Origin of the sequence: Tropicibacter sp. Alg240-R139 (assembly GCF_900537075.1) — a bacterium.
GTDB lineage: Bacteria > Pseudomonadota > Alphaproteobacteria > Rhodobacterales > Rhodobacteraceae > Falsiruegeria.
Map to the genome: position 1 here is coordinate 189319 of NZ_UNRA01000006.1, position 16333 is coordinate 205651.

22 protein-coding genes are annotated in these 16333 nt (G+C 58.5%); 14 read left to right on the forward strand and 8 right to left on the reverse strand.

The annotated features are described in order from the left end of the window. Positions 1-10: 10 nt before the first annotated feature. Both G6R15_RS20110 and G6R15_RS20115 read left to right on the forward strand, forming a co-directional pair. Positions 11-247 carry a hypothetical protein gene (locus G6R15_RS20110; RefSeq protein ID WP_164661766.1) on the forward strand — a complete coding sequence of 79 codons (237 nt, stop codon included), beginning with the start codon at positions 11-13 and terminating at the stop codon, positions 245-247. A 1-nt stretch (position 248) separates the two neighbouring features. Next, the gene (locus G6R15_RS20115) at positions 249-488 is read left to right on the forward strand and encodes a GlsB/YeaQ/YmgE family stress response membrane protein (RefSeq protein WP_164661767.1); all 240 of its coding nucleotides are present in this window, start codon (positions 249-251) and stop codon (positions 486-488) included. Positions 489-582: 94 nt separating this feature from the next. Here the strand turns inward: G6R15_RS20115 and G6R15_RS20120 are convergent, their stop codons facing one another. The 5 genes from G6R15_RS20120 to G6R15_RS20140 form a co-directional block, all read right to left on the reverse strand. Next, complete coding sequence (locus G6R15_RS20120; protein WP_164661768.1) at positions 583-1212, reverse strand: trimeric intracellular cation channel family protein; 630 nt, start codon at positions 1210-1212, stop codon at positions 583-585. Continuing rightward, positions 1209-1676 carry a ribonuclease HI gene (gene rnhA, locus G6R15_RS20125; protein ID WP_164661769.1) on the reverse strand — a complete coding sequence of 156 codons (468 nt, stop codon included), beginning with the start codon at positions 1674-1676 and terminating at the stop codon, positions 1209-1211. Before rnhA ends, G6R15_RS20120 begins: the two co-directional genes overlap by 4 nt. Beyond that, positions 1669-2268 (reverse strand): class I SAM-dependent methyltransferase, encoded by a 600-nt coding sequence (locus G6R15_RS20130; RefSeq protein ID WP_164661770.1) that lies wholly within the window; start codon positions 2266-2268, stop codon positions 1669-1671. The genes rnhA and G6R15_RS20130 overlap by 8 nt, the downstream gene beginning before the upstream one ends. After that, positions 2265-3215, reverse strand: a complete 951-nt coding sequence (gene ispH, locus G6R15_RS20135; protein WP_164661771.1) for a 4-hydroxy-3-methylbut-2-enyl diphosphate reductase — start codon at positions 3213-3215, stop codon at positions 2265-2267. The genes G6R15_RS20130 and ispH overlap by 4 nt, the downstream gene beginning before the upstream one ends. 268 nt (positions 3216-3483) lie before the next feature. Beyond that, positions 3484-4059 carry an NYN domain-containing protein gene (locus G6R15_RS20140; RefSeq protein WP_085794315.1) on the reverse strand — a complete coding sequence of 192 codons (576 nt, stop codon included), beginning with the start codon at positions 4057-4059 and terminating at the stop codon, positions 3484-3486. Between the two features lie 131 nt (positions 4060-4190). On the opposite strand from G6R15_RS20140, the gene folK reads away from it, so the two are divergent. The 11 genes from folK to G6R15_RS20195 all read left to right on the forward strand — a co-directional run bounded on the left by folK (position 4191) and on the right by G6R15_RS20195 (position 12746). After that, positions 4191-4763, forward strand: coding sequence for a 2-amino-4-hydroxy-6-hydroxymethyldihydropteridine diphosphokinase (gene folK, locus G6R15_RS20145; protein ID WP_205520595.1), 573 nt, complete (start codon positions 4191-4193; stop codon positions 4761-4763). Between the two features lie 94 nt (positions 4764-4857). Further along, the gene (gene rpoZ / locus G6R15_RS20150; RefSeq protein WP_164661773.1) at positions 4858-5211 is read left to right on the forward strand and encodes a DNA-directed RNA polymerase subunit omega; all 354 of its coding nucleotides are present in this window, start codon (positions 4858-4860) and stop codon (positions 5209-5211) included. Positions 5212-5238: 27 nt separating this feature from the next. Beyond that, a complete protein-coding gene (locus tag G6R15_RS20155) occupies positions 5239-7371 on the forward strand; it encodes a bifunctional (p)ppGpp synthetase/guanosine-3',5'-bis(diphosphate) 3'-pyrophosphohydrolase (RefSeq protein ID WP_164661774.1) in 2133 nt (710 codons plus the stop codon). Positions 7372-7401: 30 nt separating this feature from the next. Beyond that, positions 7402-8058 carry a DUF2062 domain-containing protein gene (locus G6R15_RS20160; protein WP_164661775.1) on the forward strand — a complete coding sequence of 219 codons (657 nt, stop codon included), beginning with the start codon at positions 7402-7404 and terminating at the stop codon, positions 8056-8058. A 33-nt stretch (positions 8059-8091) separates the two neighbouring features. Next, on the forward strand, positions 8092-8838 hold the full coding sequence (locus G6R15_RS20165) for a pyridoxine 5'-phosphate synthase (RefSeq protein ID WP_164661776.1): 747 nt from the start codon (positions 8092-8094) through the stop codon (positions 8836-8838). Next, complete coding sequence (locus tag G6R15_RS20170) at positions 8835-9458, forward strand: LysE family translocator (protein WP_164661777.1); 624 nt, start codon at positions 8835-8837, stop codon at positions 9456-9458. Before G6R15_RS20165 ends, G6R15_RS20170 begins: the two co-directional genes overlap by 4 nt. Then, the gene (gene acpS, locus G6R15_RS20175; RefSeq protein ID WP_164661778.1) at positions 9455-9874 is read left to right on the forward strand and encodes a holo-ACP synthase; all 420 of its coding nucleotides are present in this window, start codon (positions 9455-9457) and stop codon (positions 9872-9874) included. Before G6R15_RS20170 ends, acpS begins: the two co-directional genes overlap by 4 nt. Positions 9875-9939: 65 nt before the next feature. Continuing rightward, positions 9940-10755: a signal peptidase I gene (lepB, locus tag G6R15_RS20180; protein WP_164661779.1), complete on the forward strand. Its 816-nt coding sequence runs from the start codon at positions 9940-9942 to the stop codon at positions 10753-10755. After that, positions 10752-11435 carry a ribonuclease III gene (gene rnc / locus G6R15_RS20185; RefSeq protein ID WP_164661780.1) on the forward strand — a complete coding sequence of 228 codons (684 nt, stop codon included), beginning with the start codon at positions 10752-10754 and terminating at the stop codon, positions 11433-11435. Before lepB ends, rnc begins: the two co-directional genes overlap by 4 nt. Positions 11436-11511: 76 nt before the next feature. Next, complete coding sequence (era, locus tag G6R15_RS20190) at positions 11512-12420, forward strand: GTPase Era (RefSeq protein WP_164661781.1); 909 nt, start codon at positions 11512-11514, stop codon at positions 12418-12420. Then, a complete protein-coding gene (locus G6R15_RS20195; protein WP_164661782.1) occupies positions 12417-12746 on the forward strand; it encodes a DUF1491 family protein in 330 nt (109 codons plus the stop codon). Before era ends, G6R15_RS20195 begins: the two co-directional genes overlap by 4 nt. 5 nt (positions 12747-12751) lie before the next feature. On the opposite strand, the gene G6R15_RS20200 is transcribed toward G6R15_RS20195, so the two are convergent. Continuing rightward, entirely contained in the window at positions 12752-13057 is a 306-nt protein-coding gene (locus tag G6R15_RS20200) for a hypothetical protein (protein WP_164661783.1), read from the reverse strand. A gap of 121 nt (positions 13058-13178) precedes the next feature. Between G6R15_RS20200 and recO the strand changes: the two genes are divergently transcribed. After that, positions 13179-13904 (forward strand): DNA repair protein RecO, encoded by a 726-nt coding sequence (gene recO, locus G6R15_RS20205; RefSeq protein WP_164661784.1) that lies wholly within the window; start codon positions 13179-13181, stop codon positions 13902-13904. On the opposite strand, the gene G6R15_RS20210 is transcribed toward recO, so the two are convergent. Together G6R15_RS20210 and G6R15_RS20215 are read right to left on the reverse strand one after the other, a co-directional pair. Then, the gene (locus G6R15_RS20210) at positions 13888-14277 is read right to left on the reverse strand and encodes an META domain-containing protein (RefSeq protein ID WP_164661785.1); all 390 of its coding nucleotides are present in this window, start codon (positions 14275-14277) and stop codon (positions 13888-13890) included. The genes recO and G6R15_RS20210 overlap by 17 nt on opposite strands. Positions 14278-14550: 273 nt before the next feature. Then, positions 14551-16242, reverse strand: a complete 1692-nt coding sequence (locus G6R15_RS20215) for an acyl-CoA dehydrogenase family protein (RefSeq protein ID WP_164661786.1) — start codon at positions 16240-16242, stop codon at positions 14551-14553. Between the last annotated feature and the right edge of the window lie 91 nt (positions 16243-16333).

The following is a 16333-nucleotide window of genomic DNA, read 5'->3' on the forward strand; positions in this document are numbered from 1 at the left end:
GGATGACGTGATGTTCATGACGCTGATGGGGACCGTGGTGATCGCCGGTATCGTGGGCTATGCCTCTGAACGGACCGGCTGGACCCACAACGGCATCCTGCAATCCATGATCATCTGCATCGGCGGTGCGTTCCTGTTCTATTTCATTCGCATCATGTTCGGGATTGGCTTTGCCTCTCCGGGTATGAACGCCATCGTGTCGAGCATCGGGGCGCTGGTCATTGTTCCGTTTCACTGGCGGAACTGACATGACGATTGTGGCACTCATCGTAATCGGGGCAGCGGCCGGGTTTCTGGCCACGCGGCTGATGCGGATCGAGGCCGATATTCCCACCACCATGTTCATCGGTATCATCGGTGCGTTGATCGGTGGGTTTGTCCTGCGCGTCTTGGTCAGCGTGATGGGTATATTGTCCGGATTCGTTGGCGCCGTAATCGGCGCGCTTTTGGTGATCTGGATTTGGAAGACCTATTTTCGCAAGCATTGACTGGGGATGGAGGTCCTTAGGCTTTGCCCGGGTGAGCCTGGCCCAACGGGAGGAGGTGCCCCGTATGGGGCATCTACGACGGGCGGGAGTGCCGCTAACTGCGATTGCGGGGTGGGCGGCTTTTGTAGACCGGCAGGCGCCAGCCGAAGAGCAGTGATCCTGCGCGCAGGCCCCAACAAGTCAGTGCGGCCAACCCCAAAGTCGTAAGTTGTGGCAGGCTTTGCGCGTTGCCGATAAGCGCAACGCAAGAACCGACCAGGGCGCAGGTGACGTAGAGCTCTCCTTGTTTGAGAACCAACGGGATTTCGTTGCAGACCACGTCGCGCATCAATCCGCCCAGACACCCGGTCGTCATGCCCATCAGTACCACGATGACGGGCGGTTGATCTAACGTTAAGGCAACTCCCGTGCCCGCAGCCACTGCAATGGCCAATGCGAAACTGTCCAGCCAGATCAACCAGTTGTATCGACTCTCCACCAGATGGGCAGTGAAGAACACCAGCAGCGCAGCCGATGCTGCAATCACGACATAGGTGGGTTCCCCAACCCAGAACACCGGGTGACGGTCCAGCAACAGGTCGCGCACAGTTCCCCCACCGACTGCGGTGAGACAGGCCACAAAAGCAAACCCCACCAGATCAAGCTGTGCCCGGCTGGCGACCAATGCTCCGGTCAGGGCAAAGATCAGAACCGAGGCGTAATCTAACAGGGCGAGCCCATTCACGCCTTGGTCTTCTTCGGCTTGAACGGGGCCATGCCTGCGCGGGCCAATTCGTCGGCACGTTCGTTTTCGGGATGGCCTGCATGTCCCTTGACCCATTCCCAGGTCACGTCGTGACGCTGTTGGGCTTCGTCGATACGCTGCCACAGGTCCACATTCTTTACCGGCTTTTTGGCGGCCGTTTTCCAGCCGTTCTTCTTCCAGCCAAAGATCCAGCCCGAAACGCCATTCTTCACATAGGCGCTGTCGGTGACCACGGTGATTGTCGATGGCCGCTCGAGGGCTTCAAGCGCGTTGATCGCAGCCAGCAACTCCATACGGTTGTTGGTCGTTTCCGCCTCGCCGCCCTTGAGCTCGCGCTCTTTGACGACGGTTTGGCCATCCATGGCCAGCAGCAAAGCGCCCCAACCGCCGGGGCCGGGATTGCCGGAACAGGCACCATCGGTATAGGCAAAAAGCTCAGGCATGGGTGGTCATGGTGACAAAGGTTTCAACGTTGCCGGCCAGTCCTTCGCCGTTGCCGCGTTTGGAACGGGTGACTGTAAAGCCCGCGGTTTTCAGATGGTCGCGCAATTCATCCTCGCTGAAATAGGAATAGAAACGGCCCAGGCTGTCGCGACCCTGATCGCTGCCCAGTTTCATGCCGATGTGAAAGGCACCACCCGGTTTAAGGGCGCGATGGATGCGGGCCAGATGGGCCGGAAACTCTTCGCGCGGCGCGTGCAGTAGGCTGAAATTGGCCCAGATACCGTCATAGACCCCCTTAGCGGTCATCTGGTCAAAGGTCTCGACCCGCGCGTCGACGCCGAAGTCGGATTTGGCCAACGACACCATCTCGGGCGAGGCATCGGTTGCGTCGACCTGCAACCCTTCGTTCTTGAACCGCGCGGCCCAATGGCCGGGGCCACAGCCCAGATCAAGGACATGTCCGCCTGCGGGGATCAGGCCCAGAAAACCGCGCAGGTCTGATTTCTGATCCACGTCCTTGGATCTGGCGAAGCCGTCCGCGTACTGCTGCGCAGCGTCGGCGTATACTTCAAGTGTTTGTTTGTCGCTCATGCGGGCACCCGCAGAATGCGCGGGACTTTGAATTCGACATTTTCAACTGCGGTTTCAACTGTCTCAACAGTCACGTCAAAGCGCGTACAGAATGCTTCGATCACCTCGTTCACCAACAGCTCAGGCGCGGAAGCGCCGGCGGTGATGCCAACAGATGTCACGCCGTCCAATGCGCGCCAGTCGATGTTTTCGGCCCGCATAACCAGTTGCGCATAATTGCAGCCCGCTTTCGACCCGACTTCGACCAAGCGACGCGAGTTTGAAGAGTTGGGCGCGCCCACCACCAGCATGGCACCCACCTTCGGAGCGATGGCCTTGACCGCCTCTTGCCGGTTGGTGGTGGCGTAGCAGATGTCTTCTTTGTGCGGGCCCACAATTTTGGGGAAACGCGCCTGCAGGGCGGCGACGATGTCCTTGGTGTCATCGACACTCAGCGTGGTTTGCGTGACATAGGCAATGTTGTCAGCGTCGCGCACGGGCACGGTGGCCACATCGCTGACGGTTTCGACGAGCAGAACTTCACCATCGGGAAGCTGGCCCATGGTGCCGATGGTTTCGGGGTGGCCCTTGTGGCCGATCATGATCATTTGCAAGCCGGCCTCGGAGTGGCGCTGTGCTTCGACGTGCACCTTGCTGACCAGCGGGCAGGTGGCATCGACATAGACCATGTTGCGGCGGGTGGCTTCGGCGGGGACGGATTTTGCAACGCCGTGCGCGGAAAAGATCACCGGCCGGTCGTCGGGGCAGTCGTTCAGTTCCTCGACAAACACCGCGCCTTTGTCGCGCAGGCCATCGACGACGAATTTGTTGTGCACGATCTCGTGGCGCACATAGACCGGAGCGCCCCATTTTTCGAGCGCCATTTCCACGATTTTGATGGCGCGATCGACACCGGCACAAAACCCGCGCGGGGCGGCCAGGTACAAAGTGAGGGGCTGTTTGGTCATGTCGGCGTCTCCTTGTCGGGGACAGGTAAGGCTTTGGTGACCCCAGGTCCAGTGCGAGAAGTTGTCACGAATCTGACACGGGTGCCTTGTATCAAGCGGGCATTAAGTGACCTAGGTATAGATCAGCGGACTTACGGGGCCTTTTTCGACCATGTGAGTGAGCGTCGTATAGATTTGAAAAGACCCCGATCCGCAAAGATCGGGGTCTTTATTTTTGTAACGCTTGGAGCCACTGTCTGGCTTAACCGAGCAGCATTTGCAGACCCGTTTACTGTCCGGCAGCTGCCGCGACGCTGCGCGGTTCCATCGGCATTTCGCGCGGCGGACGTCCAATGACGTCACGCAGTTCTTCGAGCTCGATGAAGTTGTCGGCCTGGCGGCGCAGTTCGTCCGAAATCATCGGGGGCTGGCTGCGGATGGTCGATACAACCGAAACGCGTACACCTTGACGCTGCAGGCTGGCCACCAGCGGACGGAAGTCGCCGTCGCCGGAGAAGAGCACGATGTGATCAACACGGGGCGCAAGCTCCATGGCATCGACAGTCAGTTCGATGTCCATGTTTCCCTTGACCTTACGACGGCCCATGCTGTCAGTGTATTCCTTGGCCGGCTTGGTCACCATGGTAAAGCCGTTGTAGTGCAGCCAATCGACCAATGGGCGGATTGGCGAGTATTCGTCGTTTTCGAGGAGCGCTGTGTAGTAGAACGCACGAAGCATCTTGCCGCGGCGCATGAACTCTTGGCGCAGCAGCTTGTAGTCGATATCGAAGCCCAGTGCTTTGGCGGCGGCGTAAAGATTCGAACCGTCGATGAACAGCGCTAGCCGTTCGTCCTTGTAAAACATAAATATGTCCTTCCGGTATAATCCATTCGCCCTGTTGTCCGTGAGTGAGTGCTTAAATCGGCGAAATGGTGCCATTAACTTAGGAGAATTCAAGTGTACCGCAAGTATGATATCTTTATGAACGGGGGTCAATGTTGACACAATTGCAGTCAAATGCGGTTATCGCATTGGGTGGAAACCTACCTTTTCTAGAAGGTACCCCTGAGGTGACCTTGCGACAAGCGACAAAGCGAATCACCGAACTTGGGATTTTGGTGCGCAGAAAGAGCCAATTTTACCGAACGCCGTGTTTTCCGCCAGGAACAGGGCCTGACTATGTAAATGCAGCGATTCGGGTGGAAACCCAGCTATCGCCCGGCGCGCTTTTGCATGTGTTGCATGACATCGAGCACGAGTTCGGGCGAGCACGCAAACAGCGATGGGGTATGCGGACGCTGGATCTGGATATTCTGCTGTTTGACGATCTGGTGCTGCCGGACCAAGACACTTTTGATCGCTGGCACGATCTGCCTATCGAAGAGCAGGTCTGCGCCACGCCGGAACACCTGATCCTGCCCCATCCTCGGTTGCAAGATCGGGCGTTTGCATTGGTTCCCACGCGCGATGTCGCGCCTGATTGGTGCCACCCGGTGAGCGGCAAGACAGTCTCTCAGATGTGTGCGGAATTGCCAGAGGATACAGTGGCTGAGGTGGTGGTGTTGTAAGCCTTGGGGTCGATGTCGATTCCCGCTTGTCAAGCAAGGGATTCGCCCTTACATACACCCCTTCTGGACAAGGTTTCACTTTGGAGATTGCCCAATGGCCCGCGTGACGGTTGAAGACTGCGTAGACAAAGTACCGAACCGGTTTGAACTGGTTATGCTTGCCGCCCATCGTGCGCGCGAGATTTCTGCGGGTGCGCCGATCACCGTGGACCGCGACAACGACAAGAACCCTGTCGTGTCACTGCGCGAGATCGCTGATGAGACACAGAGCGCCGCAGACCTGCGCGAGCGCTTGATCGAGAGCAATCAGACCCAGATCGAGGTCGATGAGCCCGAAGAAGATCAGATGGCACTACTTATGGGTGCTGATTCCGACAAGCCGGCCGAGGACGACATGTCCGAAGAAAAGCTGCTGCGTGCGCTGATGGAAGCACAAGGCCAAGGCTAAACCGCCGCGAAAGGGTGCGGACCGGAAATGATTGCAGCCGAAGATCTGATTGCGCTGGTCCGCAACTACAATCCAAAAACAAATGCTGATCGCCTTACCGATGCCTATGATTTTGGCGAGGAGATGCATGACGGGCAGTTCCGCCACTCGGGCGAGCCCTATTTTACGCATCCTGTCGCCGTTGCCGCTATACTGACCGAGCAACGGCTGGACGATGCGACCATCATCACAGCCCTGCTCCACGACACCATTGAAGATACCAAAGCGTCTTATACCGAGGTGGCCAGGCGATATGGAGATGAGGTCGCGATGCTGGTCGATGGTGTCACCAAGCTGACCAATCTGCAGCTGTCGAGCCGCGAGACCAAACAGGCCGAGAACTTTCGCAAGCTGTTCATGGCCATGTCCAAGGACCTGCGGGTCATTCTGGTCAAGCTGGCCGACCGCTTGCACAACATGCGCACCATCAAGGCGATGCGCCCGGAAAAGCAGGTGGTCAAGGCACGTGAAACCATGGATATCTATGCGCCGCTTGCAGGTCGCATGGGCATGCAGTGGATGCGCGAAGAGCTTGAGGATTTGGCGTTCCGTGTTTTGAACCCCGAAGGCCGCCAGTCGATCATTCGCCGCTTTATCACGTTGCAGCGCGAAACCGGCGATGTAATCCACCGGATCACTGGCGACATGCGGTACGAGCTGGAGAAGGCAGGGATCGAAGCCGAGGTCTTTGGTCGTGCCAAGAAGCCCTATTCGATCTGGCGAAAGATGCAGGAAAAAGAACAGGGATTTTCGCGGCTCTCGGACATCTACGGTTTTCGCATCATTACCGCGTCTGAAGAGGACTGCTATCGCACTTTAGGTGCGATCCACCAGCGTTGGCGCGCGGTTCCGGGGCGGTTCAAGGATTACATCAGTCAGCCAAAATCGAATGGCTATCGCTCGATCCACACCACGGTGTCGGGGCGCGATGGCAAGCGGGTCGAGGTTCAGATCCGCACGCGGCAGATGCATGACGTGGCCGAAACCGGCGTGGCGGCGCATTGGTCCTATCGCGATGGGGTGCGCACCCAGAACCCCTTTGCCGTGGACCCGGCCAAGTGGATCGCGAACCTGACCGAACAGTTTGACAGCGAAGAAGATCACGAGGATTTCCTCGAAGCTGTGAAGCTTGAGATGTATTCGGACCAGGTGTTCTGCTTTTCGCCCAAGGGTGACGTGGTCAAGCTGCCACGCGGCGCCACACCATTGGACTACGCTTACGCCATCCACACACGGATCGGGCACGCCTGTGTCGGGGCCAAGGTCGATGGTATTCGGGTGCCGCTGTGGACACGGCTAAAGAACGGTCAGTCGGTTGATATTATCACCGCCGAAGGCCAGACGCCGCAGGTGACCTGGCTGGACATTGCCGTGACCGGCAAGGCCCGCACTGCCATCCGTCGCGCCCTGCGCGAGGTGGATCGGGAACGATTTATCAAACTGGGGCAGGAGCTTGCACGTTCAGCCTTTGAACATGTGCAACGCAAATCGACTGACAAGGCGCTGGACACGGCCGCCAAGAACCTGCGCCTGAAAAACCGGGACGAGCTGTTGGCGCGTCTTGGCAGTGCCGAGTTGACGGCGCATGACGTGGTGCAGGCCGTCTATCCCGAACTGGCACCAGATGAGGGCGATGCGATCCCATTGCGTCGGGCCGTGATCGGCCTGGAACCGGGGCAGAGCTTTGAACGCGCGCCTTGTTGTCAGCCGCTGCCGGGCGAACGCATCCTGGGCATTACATATCGCGGCAAGGGCGTGGTGGTGCATACCATAGATTGCGACCGGCTTAGCGAGTTCGAGGACCAGAGTGAACGCTGGATCGACCTGCATTGGCACGCCGGAACCCACCCGGCCGTTTACGGGACAACGCTTGACTTGACGATTGGCAACGATGCCGGTGTCCTGGGGCGTATTTGCACATTGATTGGCGAGAAAAAGGCCAATATCTCGAACTTGGAGATCGTGGACAGGAAACCTGATTACTACCGATTGATGGTAAACGCAGAGCTGCGGGATATTGAGCAGCTGCATTCTTTGATGTTGATGCTTGAAGCGGAGAGCGATGTTGCCGCTGTTGAACGGTATCGCGAAAAATACTCGGGGAAATCCGGGGCTAGCTAACGCCAGTTTGGCACGGAAAGGAACACACGGGTGGTATTCAAACGCCGAGACCGACGCACGCCAGTGCAGATCGCCTCGGAATTCGTGTATCCTCGCGGTGGTTGGACCCGAGCCTTTCACTACGTCAAACACCGCGTGCGCCGCTTGCCGGATTCGCCTGAACGCATCGCGCGTGGCATTGGGGCAGGGGTTTTTGCAGCCTTTACACCGTTTTACGGCGTCCACTTTGTGATTGCAGCCCTGGCTGCCCGGATGATCAACGGCAACATTCTGGCGGCGCTGAGCGGGACGTTCTTTGGTAACCCGCTAACCTATGTCCCCATTGGTGTCATCAGCTTGAAATCGGGTCATTTCCTGTTGGGGACAGAGTTCGACGATGGCGACAAGCGCAGTTTCTTGGGCAAATTCGCGGATGCGGCTGGCGATCTCAAGGACAACACAGTCGCGCTTTTTACGGGTCGCGAAGTAAACTGGCATGACCTGGGCGTTTTCTTTGATGAGGTTTTTTATCCCTACATGATAGGCGGGATCATTCCTGGTTTGGTCACTGGCGCCATCTGCTATTATCTGAGTGTACCGGTGATCCGCGCCTATCAGCAACGGCGCCGGGCCAGGATCAAGGCCAAGTTCGACGCCATCCGCAAAAAGGCCGAAGCCGAGGCTGACCCGCTGTCCAAAGCGGATTAGGCTCAGACTGAATTGAATAAAAGGAAGTGCAGCATGTCGTGCAACAACCTGCGCCTTGGTGTGAACATCGACCACGTAGCAACCGTTCGAAACGCGCGGGGTGGGGCGTATCCCGATCCGCTACGCGCCGCCAAACTGGCCGAGGAGGCCGGGGCCGATGGTATCACGGCCCATTTGCGCGAAGACCGCCGCCACATCTCGGACGCGGATATCGATGGGCTGATGGATGTTCTGACAGTACCGCTGAATTTCGAGATGGCTGCAACGGAAGAGATGCAGAAGATCGCGTTGCGTCACAAACCCCATGCAGTCTGTATCGTGCCCGAAAAGCGCGAGGAACGCACCACCGAGGGCGGGCTTGAAGTCGCGCGTGAGGAAAACCGCCTAGCCCACTACATTGCGCCGCTGCGCGATGCGGGCTGCCGGGTTTCGATCTTTATCGCCGCTGACCGCGCCCAGATCGAAGCGGCCCATCGGATCGGGGCCGAGGTGATTGAGTTGCACACCGGTGCCTATTGCGATGCCCATGCCGAAGGTCGTTTAGACGAACGCGACCGCGAGCTGGAAAGCCTGCGCGAAATGTCCGCTTTGGCCCGTTCACTGGGGCTTGAGGTGCACGCAGGCCACGGGTTGACCTATGATACGGTGAAACCAATTGCGGCGTTTCCTGAGGTTATGGAGCTCAACATCGGGCATTTCCTGATTGGTGAAGCAATTTTTCGGGGGATGACACCCGCGATTGAGGAGATGCGCCGCCTGATGGACGAGGCGCGCGCATGATTACGCCAGGTTTCATAGCGATCTGGATCGCTTGGCTGCTGGCTGGTGGCTCACCCGGTCCTGCCACCATGGGCATCGCCGGAACCGCGATGACCGAAGGCCGCCGATCCGGTTTGGCCTTTGCGCTTGGTATCTGCGCTGGTTCGGCCGCGTGGGGGATTGCAGCGGCTCTGGGGTTGTCTGCAATCATGTTGGCCAACGTCTGGGTGTTCGAGGTGATCCGCTACGTTGGTGTCACCTATCTGGGGTGGCTGGCGACTAAGGCTCTATTGCGTGCCTTGCGGCCGGATGAGGTTGCACTTGGCAACCCAGTCAAAGGTTCGCTTGGCACGGTTTTTTGCAAGGGGGCGGCGATCCACTTGACCAACCCCAAGGCGATCCTGAGTTGGGGATCGATCTATGCCATCGTGGCACCAAACGACGCGAGCCTAGCCATGCTTTTGGGCTATTTTGCGATGCTCTACTCCGGGTCTTTGCTGATCTTCATTGGCTATGCGTTCCTGTTCTCTTCGGCCCGAATGGTCAGCGGCTACCGACGCGCGCGGCGTTGGTTTGATCTGGCTTTTGCCGGGTTCTTTGGGTTGGCTAGCTATAAAATCCTGACTGTTCGGCTGTCATGATTTTGGGCATCGGCACGGATCTCGCAAACATCGAACGTATCCAAGGCACCTTGGACCGCTTTGGCGACCGGTTTCGCAATCGTGTGTTCACCGACATCGAACAGCGTAAGGCAGAGCGGCGCCAAGATACCGCCGGAACCTATGCCAAACGGTGGGCCGCGAAAGAGGCGTGTTCCAAGGCGCTTGGCACGGGTCTGCGCATGGGGATTGCGTGGAAAGACATGGCCGTCACAAACCTGCGCACGGGGCAGCCAGTGATGCATGTCACAGGCTGGGCAGCCGAGCGTTTGAACGAGATGACGCCAGATGGACACGAGGCTATTATTCACGTCACTTTGACCGATGATCACCCCTGGGCGCAGGCCTTTGTTGTGATCGAGGCGCGCCCTATAGCCGATCCTCTGCGGGAACCTTGACTTACCCTGAACCCACCCGCATGTAGCCCCAACACTTTATTAGATCGATTGGATCGGAGAACCGAATGGCCACCAAAGCCAAATCAGGAAACGCTATCGTTGAGACGATCAAAACTGTCGTCTATGCCCTGCTGATTGCTGGTGTCTTTCGCACGCTGTTTTTTCAACCGTTCTGGATCCCGTCAGGTTCGATGAAAGAAACGCTGCTGATTGGGGATTTCCTGTTCGTGAACAAGATGGCCTATGGTTATTCCTATGCGTCCTGCCCCAGTCTGATCGTCGATGCAGAAGATATCTGTGGCTGGGCCAAGGGGGACAACACCCGCATTTGGGGCGGAGAGCCTGAGCGCGGCGACGTTGTTGTGTTTCGCCATCCGGTGTCGGGGCGTGACTACATCAAACGCCTGATCGGCCTGCCGGGTGACAAGGTGCAGGTCAAAAACGGGGTGCTGTATCTCAACGGTACGGCGGTCAAACTCGAAGATGACGGCGTGTTCGAAGAAACCTATACCGAGCAAGGTCCGCAACGCTTACGCCCGCGTTGTGAGAACGGTCCGGTGGGCGAAGGCGGTGTGTGCCTGAAGTCGCGCCAGATCGAAACGCTGCCCAATGGGGTGAGCCACGCGATCTTGAACATCGGCAATCAGTCCTCGGACCACACTGGCATCTATTCTGTACCCGAAGGGCATTATTTCTTCATGGGTGATAACCGCGACAATTCCAGCGACAGCCGACTGCCGCAGTCTGCTGGTGGCGTTGGATTCGTGCCGTATGAAAACCTGATTGGTCGTGCTGATCGCATTATGTTCTCGTCGGCCGGCCGCTCGATGCTATATTTTTGGACTTGGCGTAGCAATCGTTTCTTCAAGGCAGTTCAGTGAAACTTTCGGCAGATATGAAAGCGTTTCAGGAGCGGATCGGGTATGAATTTACCCGGCCCGAGCTGTTGGTGCGCGCGCTGACCCATGGTTCGATCTCGTCCCCTACGCGCGGTGACAACCAGCGGCTGGAGTTTCTGGGCGATCGGGTGTTGGGGCTGGTGATGGCCACTGCTCTGCTGGATCACGACAAAAAGGCAACCGAAGGTCAGTTGGCCCCCCGGTTCAATGCGTTGGTGCGCAAGGAAGCCTGTGCTGATGTCGCGCGCGAGATTGATCTGGGCGCGGTTTTGAAACTGGGCCGATCCGAGATGATGTCCGGCGGTCGCCGGAAACTGGCTTTGCTGGGTGACGCGATGGAGGCAGTGATCGCGGCCGTTTACAAGGACGGGGGCTTTGATGCGGCGCAGGCGATGATCTTGCGGCTTTGGGGCAAGCGCGTGACCGCAGTCGAAGCAGATGCGCGGGATGCCAAAACCTCGCTTCAGGAATGGGCGCAGGCGCGGGGGCAAAAGCCGCCCGTGTACGAACAGGTCTCGCGCAGCGGACCGGATCACGCCCCGGTTTTCACTATCGTTGCGCGCCTGCAAGATGGGACCGAGGCGCGGGCCACGGCCGGTGCAAAGCGGCAGGCAGAGCAGGCCGCTGCCAAGGCATTGCTTGAGTCCCTGACCGATGGGTAAAACCTGGGGTTTGCAGGTACTGGCCCTTTCCGTGAAACTCGGCTAGATACCGCACCTTCGAATTTATGAGGCTCTCATGACCACACGTGCCGGATTTATTGCTCTGATCGGTGAACCCAATGCGGGCAAGTCCACGTTGCTCAATCGTATGGTTGGCGCAAAAGTGTCGATCGTGACCCATAAAGTGCAAACCACCCGTGCGCGTATTCGTGGCGTTGCGATGGAAGGCGAGAGCCAGTTGGTGTTTGTGGACACGCCCGGTCTGTTTCAACCGCGCAGGCGGCTGGACCGCGCCATGGTCGCAGCGGCCTGGGGCGGAGCGGCGGATGCCGATGTCATCGTGCTGCTGATCGAGGCCCATCGTGGCATCACTGAAGGCGTCGAACGCATTCTGGACGGCCTGCAAGAGATCGGGCAGGGCCGCACCGTGGCGTTGGCGATCAACAAGATTGACAAGGTACAATCCGAAGTTCTGCTGGGACTGACCCAGGATCTGAACGAGCGCTACCCGTTCGCCGAAACCTTCATGATTTCGGCCGAACGTGGTTATGGTGTGGATACCTTGCGTAAATGGTTGGCGGGCAAGCTGCCTGAAAGCCCATGGCTCTACCCCGAAGATCAGATCGCTGACTTGCCGATGCGGATGATCGCGGCAGAGATGACCCGTGAAAAGCTGACGCTGCGCCTCCATCAGGAGCTGCCCTATCAGCTGACGGTCGAGACCGAGAATTGGGAAGAGCGCAAGGATGGTTCGGCCAAGATCGATCAGGTGATCTATGTCGTCCGTGACGGCCACAAAGGCATCGTTCTGGGCAAACGTGGCGAAACCATCAAAGCAGTCAGCCAGGCGGCGCGGGCCGAGCTGGAAGAGTTTCTGGACCGCAAGATCCACCTGTTCCTGCAGGTCAAGGTGCGGCCCAATTGGCTGGATGAGGCCGAGCGCTATTCAGAGATGGGCCTAGATTTCAAAGACGGGAACGCATGATCCGGCTGACAGCCGAGTTTTGGGTTCAAGCCTATTTGGCACGGCTCAGGTTTCAGGAAATCCCCGCCTTTGTCGTGGCCCATGGTGATGACACCGCAGGGGCAGTTTTGGTCAAACTGAACACGCTGAACGGGCAAGCGGTGGCCTATCAACGGGAATACAACCTGATGACAGGGGAGCGGGCGTGGTCTGAGTTGGCGTCAGGTGTCGAGCCGGAAGTTGATGCCGCCATCGCGCGCCAACGCGGATTTGACCCCGATCTTTGGGTGATCGAGGTTGAAGACCATCAGGGTCGCCATTTGCTGGGGGATGAGGGGTTAGAATAACCTGCTTACCAATTTCCCGTTTTGGTGAAGATGTCATGGCCTGTAGCGTTTGGCGCGCCACCCGCGAAATCCCTGACTTTACCTGCGAATTCTTTAAAATATGGCTGCGCCTGTACATGTGCCAATGTTTCGGCGCTGTCCCAACGACCCCAGTGGATGCGCGTTTCCCTGTCGTCGGCGATGGCAACTTGGTACGAGAAGCGCCCGTTCAATTCCGCGTCAGCGTCGAGCGCTGATACAAAGGTATCTATGGCGTTCTTCCAGGCGGTTTCGTCGCCACTGTAGGTATAGGTGATGGTGATTGCACGCATGATGTCGCTCCATTATTAACACTTAGGTTAAATAATGATGGCGAAAGCTGCGGAGTCAAGTGGGCTTGCGGCGCATCGGAGCTTGCGTTCTTTTGGCGGACGAAGGTGTAAGGGGCAGTTTATGGACTGGCGTGATCATGGAATTCTGCTGACGGTGCGGCGTCACGGAGAAACGGCGGCAATAATCGACGTGTTCACCGAAGGGCACGGGCGTCACGCCGGAGTTGTGCGCGGTGGGACCAGCCGCAAGATCGCCCCGATCCTGCAACCTGGCGCGCAGCTGGACCTGTTGTGGCGCGCGCGGCTTGAGGATCACCTGGGCAGCTATCAAGTCGAACCTCTACGCAGCCGGGCGGCTGTGGCGTTGTCGGGGCGGTTGCCTCTGTCGGGGTTGAACGCGGTGACAAGCCTGTTGGCCTTTGCCTTGCCCGAGCGTGAGCCGCATGCCGATCTGCATTGGCGGTCAGAGCAGCTTTTGGATCTGTTGGGGCAAAATGAGATTTGGCCGCTGGCCTATTTGCAGTGGGAAATGGCCTTGCTGGATGAATTGGGATTTGGGATGGATCTGTCCGCCTGTGCGGTGACCGGGTCGGATAAGGATTTGGCCTATGTCTCGCCCAAGTCAGGCCGCGCCGTTTCGCGTGCAGGGGCGGGGGAGTGGGCCGACCGATTGCTGGATCTGCCGCCGGTGATGCTGGGTCAGGGGTCGGCTCCGGACGATGAAGTGGCGCGAGCGCTGCGCACCACCGGGTATTTCCTGGAACACCGATTGGCACCCGCCCTGGGGTCGCGACCATTGCCCGACGCGCGGGGGCGATTTGTGGACGCTTTCACTCGGCGGTTGTGAACACCATTTCATTCCCCGCGTCATTGCGCAGGATCAGGGTTTCACCAGAAACTTCGGACTGGGTCATTGATAGAAGGGCGGCGAAATAGGTGCCTTCCTCGACAAGGTGGGGACATTCAGAGGTGTCGGCCCCGAAGGCTTTGAGTTCGAACCATGGGTAAGGCGCATTCAGAGCGGCACGATAGGCGTTGCATGGCGCCTGACCTGTGATCTTGCCGGTTTCAGGGAACATCAGAGTGATCGGTGTAGGAAAGCGCTGCCCGTCGATGTTGTGCAGTTGCCAGCTCAGACCGGCGGCGCCATAGGCCGCGACGGTTTCATCCGAGTTGCACTGGAACAGGGCGAGAAAGGGCAGAATGAGCAGGGTTCGCATTGCGGCTCTCCGAAGGTGGTGCGCTGTTGGTACCTGAGGTGTCAGGTGGTCTGCAATGGGGGAGGGCTCCCGCCCGTCGTCGATGTTTCTGACGAAACACCTCCTCCCGTTGGGCCAAGCAGGCGCCGGCTTCGCCTGCGACTGCTTGGCGCTCTCCCGCGCTGTCAGGCTTTCTACATCCCGCGCGCTTGTGGAAGTGACGCAGGGCGTCCCAAAAGAAAAGGCCCGGCGTTTGAAACCGGGCCCAGTTGGGGAATGTTCTGATGTTGCTGCTCAGCCCAGCAGGCGGCGGGCGATGACCTGCGCCTGAATTTCTGCGGCGCCTTCAAAGATGTTGAGGATACGCGCGTCGCACAGAACGCGGGAGATCTTGTATTCCAGTGCAAATCCATTGCCGCCATGGATCTGCAGGCCGTTGTCCGCCGCAGCCCAAGCCACGCGCGCGCCCAGCAGTTTTGCCATCCCGGCCTCAAGGTCGCAGCGGCGGCCGTGGTCCTTTTCCCAGGCCGAGAAATAGGTCAGCTGACGCGCCACCATGATTTCGACCGCCATCATCGCCAGCTTGCCCGACACGCGGGGGAAGTTGATCAGTGATTTACCGAACTGCTTGCGGTCCTGTGCATACTGCATCGCGATATCCAGCGCGCATTGCGCCACACCAATAGCGCGGGCGGCGGTCTGAATGCGGGCCGACTCGAAGGTCTGCATCAGTTGTTTGAAGCCTTTGCCCTCTTCGCCGCCCAGCAGATTTTCACCTTTGACCTTAAAGCCGTCAAAACCCAGCTCGTATTCTTTCATACCGCGATATCCCAGAACCTCGATCTCGCCGCCGGTGATGCCGGGGGTTGGGAAAGGGTTCTCATCCGTGCCCGGCGTTTTTTCGGCCAGGAACATCGACAGGCCGCGGTGATCCGCCGTGTCAGAATTGGTGCGCGCCAGTAGGGTCATGACATGAGTTCGGGCGGCGTGAGTGATCCAGGTCTTGTTGCCGGTGACCTCATAATCGCCTTCTGCATTCTTGACTGCACGGGTGCGCAAGGACCCGAGATCTGAACCAGTGTTCGGTTCGGTGAACACAGCCGTTGGCAGGATCTCGGCGTTGGCGATCTTGGGCAGCCAGTTGGCTTTTTGCTCGTCGGTGCCGCCTGCCATGATCAGCTCGGCCGCGATTTCCGAGCGGGTGCCCAGAGATCCGACACCGATGTAGCCGCGAGACAGTTCCTCGGACACCACGCACATCGACGCCTTGGACAGGCCGAAGCCGCCGAACTCTTCGGGGATGGTCAGGCCAAAGACGCCCATTTCGGCCAGCTCGTTGATGATCTCGATCGGGATCAGCTCGTCCTTGAGGTGCCAGTCATGGGCGTTGGGTTCGACTTTTTCGGCAGCGTAGCGGCGGAACTGATCGCGGATCATTTCCAGCTCTTCGTCCAGACCTGAAGCGCCGAACATGGTGGCGCCGGCCTGTTCTTCCATCAACTCGACCAGACGCGAGCGCGCGGCCTGGGTGTTTGCTGAGGACATGAGGCTCTGCACTTCGATGCACTGGAACCCAGACAAAACGTCCCAACCCAAACCCATGTCCTGCAGGCGCACAACTTCGGTTTGGTTCATTGGGATGCCGCCTGCGATCTGGTGCAGGTATTCGCCGAACGCGATCTGGTGCAGCAACTGCTCCATCTCGCCAAAGTTGCCATCGGCTTGAAGCGTCTCGGCCCAACGCTGCATCTGTTGCAGCGAGTTCTGGTAGGTTGCGAGCCATGCCAAGCCGTGCGCGGCCGTCTGGTGGGCTTCGATCAACGCGCCCGATACTTTGCCATCTGCGCTCACCATCTTGCGGACCGACGCGTGGGCGGCGTCAAACACAGCATCAACGGGGGCAATCGCCGCGCCGGTCAACGTCAGAAGGTCGGGCAAAATCACGGGGTTCGTCATCGTCGTCATATCCTGTCCGTCGTGGGCCATGAATCAGTTCCTCTGTTCTTGGCTTGGTCATATCATTTTGCACGCGCAGCGCAACAAAAATACACAAAAACCCCATGTAAGGTTCAATTGT